3 protein-coding genes are annotated in these 3146 nt (G+C 49.7%); 2 read left to right on the top strand and 1 reads right to left on the bottom strand.

All coding sequences use genetic code 11. The annotated features are described in order from the left end of the window. The coding region (locus U9P07_07175; protein ID MEA2109185.1) for a TrkH family potassium uptake protein at positions 1 to 1115 on the bottom strand (1115 nt) is incomplete at its 3' end. A 258-nt stretch (positions 1116 to 1373) separates the two neighbouring features. On the opposite strand from U9P07_07175, the gene U9P07_07170 reads away from it, so the two are divergent. Together U9P07_07170 and U9P07_07165 are read left to right on the top strand one after the other, a co-directional pair. Then, complete coding sequence (locus U9P07_07170) at positions 1374 to 2216, top strand: ABC transporter ATP-binding protein (GenBank protein MEA2109184.1); 843 nt, start codon at positions 1374 to 1376, stop codon at positions 2214 to 2216. After that, entirely contained in the window at positions 2213 to 2983 is a 771-nt protein-coding gene (locus U9P07_07165; protein ID MEA2109183.1) for an ABC transporter permease, read from the top strand. Before U9P07_07170 ends, U9P07_07165 begins: the two co-directional genes overlap by 4 nt. The last annotated feature ends 163 nt before the right edge of the window (positions 2984 to 3146 follow it).

Here is a 3146-nt window from a genome sequence, read left to right as displayed (position 1 = left end):
CCGCCGGATGTCGAGCCGACACAGCCACCGACCAGCATTAACAGGAGAAAAAGCTGTTTAGCCAGGGCCGGGAAAAAAGTGCTGTTAATGTCCTGGACTGTATAGCCGGTACTGGTTAACAGCGAGGTAACTTGAAACAGACTTTTACGAAACAGCTCGTGCAGGTGATGGAATCCGGTTAAAAGATTATCGTTTACATAAGAGATTCCTTGAGGATTATGCCACAGATGATCAAGACAGATCAGGATTGTACAGCCGGCCAGAAGACCCCAGAACCAGCGTATTTCATAGTCCTGGTAAATTGATCGCCATTCACCGGTGCAAACTTTGTAGTGGATGAGAAAATTAATGCCGCCCATGAGCATGAAGAAAATCAGGGTATATTCAATCAGTTCGGCATGGGGATAGTGAGCAAAAAAAGAGATGCTGCGGTCATGGGTTGAAAAGCCGCCGGTGGAAACCACGGTCAGGGCGTGATTAAGAGCCTCAAAAGGGGGGATTCCTTCCAGCCACAAGAGAAAAAAACAACTGATCGTGAACGAAATGTAAATCATCCAGATAATTTTAATCGTATTGAATATTCCCGGCACCGGCCTCCGGCTGGCTATTTTGTTGCCTTCGGCAACAAAAAGGGTGGCCGAAGTACTTCCACCCCTGAAACTGACCGCCAGGAAGAAAGTCAGTACTCCAACCCCTCCAACCCATTGCAGGAGAGAACGCCAGAAAAGGATGCATTTTGGTAATTGATCCAGGCCGGTAAATACCGTCAATCCCGATGCGGTGATGCCGCTGGTAGCTTCGAAAATAGCATCTATGATCGGTTTATTGATGCCGATTATGAAAGGCAGAGAACTGACTAAAGCAGCTGATATCCAGGCCAGGGCGGTAATGACCATGCCTTCCTGCACTGAGGGGATTCGCACGGGTATTTTTTTCTGTAACAGAATGCCACCAAAGAACAGAATCAGGCCGGGGATGGTAAAGGCCGCAATCAGGTGGGAGCCGGCCATGGTTTCCTGGTAATAGAATTGGACCGTCAGGGGGATGAACAGCAGCAGGCCGAAAAGGGTAAGCAGGGCTCCCAGGTAGTTAACGATGAATAAATATTCCTTCATGCGTCTAATCATCGTTATGGGTACCGTCGGGGTTGAAATTATTCATTGGTGAAAAAGTAATGCTGTCTACCTGTACATAGATAGCGTAGTTTTGCAACCGGGATTTTATTTACAGTCGGGATAATTTTATGATAACTTTAACCGTCTTTGTAATGAAGTGTGTTTATACGGTGTACGTGTACGGTACAGGGTTTAAGGTTTAAGGTTCCTTGTACCGTACACCTTACACTGTACACCATCAACAATTGTGGCCGCTAAATGATTACCATCCAGCAACTGACCAAAACATACGGCCATCTCCAGGCTCTTTCCGGCGTTGATTTATCAGTGCAAAAGGGCGAACTGTTTGCGCTTCTGGGTCCCAATGGGGCCGGTAAAACGACCATGGTCCGGATTATGACCGGCCTGGCCAGGGCTGATTCAGGGACCGTATTGCTCAATGACACGGATATCAGCAAATATCCGACTGCAGCGAAGCTTCAGGTTGGGCTGGTCCCCCAGGTGCTGAATCTTGATACTGAGTTGACGGTATATCGTAATCTGGATCTTCATGGCCGTTTTTTTTTCCTTCCCAGCGATCAGCGCCATAAGCGGATTGAAGAATTATTGACTTATGTTGAGCTGTCTGATCGCGCCCAGACGCTGGTGAAGCATTTATCGGGAGGAATGAGGCGTCGATTGCTCATTGTCCGGGCCATGATGCATCAGCCGCGGATTCTTTTCATGGATGAGCCGACGGTGGGGTTGGATGCGGCCATCAGGCGGCGGACCTGGTCGATCATCCGGCGGATTCAAAATGAAGGAACAACAATCCTGTTGACCACTCACTATATTGAAGAGGCGGAATACCTGGCCGGCAGGGTAGCCTTTATTGACCGGGGTCAGATTGTCGCGGTTGATCAGCCGGAAACTCTGGTGCGGAGAATGGGCAGTTGGGCTGTAGACCGTCTGGTTGATAATGAACTGCAGACCGAGTGCTTCACCGATCGGGCCGCCGCCAAACAGGCTGCCGCCGATTTTCCGGGACGGGTGACCATAAGAAGGGTCAACCTGGAGGATGTTTTTCTTGATTTAACCGGCCGTAAGGTGGCTGAGGAATGAAGTTGCTGGAAAAGTATAGCATTTCAATGCTGGCGGGCAGTTGGGCAATCTTTTTGCGGGAGATGCTGATCCTGGGCAGCCGGGGGAAAAAAGTATTTATTTCCATGGCTGTTTCGCCGAGCCTTTACCTGGTGGCTTTTGGGCTTGGTGTTGGCCGTCATGTGCAGGTGGGCAGCCATTCATATCTTGAGTTTCTGATTCCGGGTCTGGTGGCCATGGGGACTATGAATCAGTCTTTCGGGATTGCTGGAGAAATCAACATTGCCCGTTTTTACTGGAAAATTTTTGAAGAATTTCAGGCCTCCCCCATTTCCGACCTGGCTTATGTGATTGGCGAAGTAATGGCCGGGATGGCCAAAGCCTTGATTTCCGTTATTATTGTCATTTTGTTGTCAGGTTTGTTCGGGGTGCAGCTTCACTTCCTGAACCCGGTTTTCTGGTTGGGTATTTTTCTGAATTCCTTTGTTTTTGCTTCCATGGCGGTGATGGCGGCCATGCTGGTGAAATCCCATGCCGACCAGGCCATGTTGTTTAATTTTATTATAACGCCGATGGCTTTTCTGGGGGGGACCTTTTTTCCGGTGGACAAGATGCCATCCTGGGTTCAGATGCTCCTGCAGGTGTTGCCTTTGACTCATGCTTCCCGTTTGATCCGCAACGGGGCCTATGGTCAGCCGGTGGAGCTTTTTCCAATCCTGGTTTTACTGGTCTTAGGTATAGTGTTTTTTCTGCTGGCACACCGTTCCGTCTGCCAGGCTCGCGATTGAGGGTTTAACTCAACTTTCTGACTTGCATTGTTGGGAACATATTAGCAGGATGTTCGGGCTTGGCTCATAGCGGTATTGGCCGCCGAACGAATCACACGATGTGATTCGCGGCGGACGCCTCGGAAGCCGGCCATGGACGGCCGGCGAGAATGAGCGAGAGCCA

The organism is Pseudomonadota bacterium (genome assembly GCA_034660915.1).
Taxonomy (GTDB): domain Bacteria; phylum Desulfobacterota; class Anaeroferrophillalia; order Anaeroferrophillales; family Anaeroferrophillaceae; genus DQWO01.
This window is presented reverse-complemented; position numbering and strand designations above follow the sequence as displayed.

Excerpts from the sequence above, each read along its gene's own strand:
- U9P07_07170 (MEA2109184.1), top strand. The coding sequence starts at position 1,374 with ATGATTACCATCCAGCAACTGACCAAAACATACGGCCATCTCCAGGCT.
- U9P07_07165 (MEA2109183.1), top strand. The coding sequence starts at position 2,213 with ATGAAGTTGCTGGAAAAGTATAGCATTTCAATGCTGGCGGGCAGTTGG.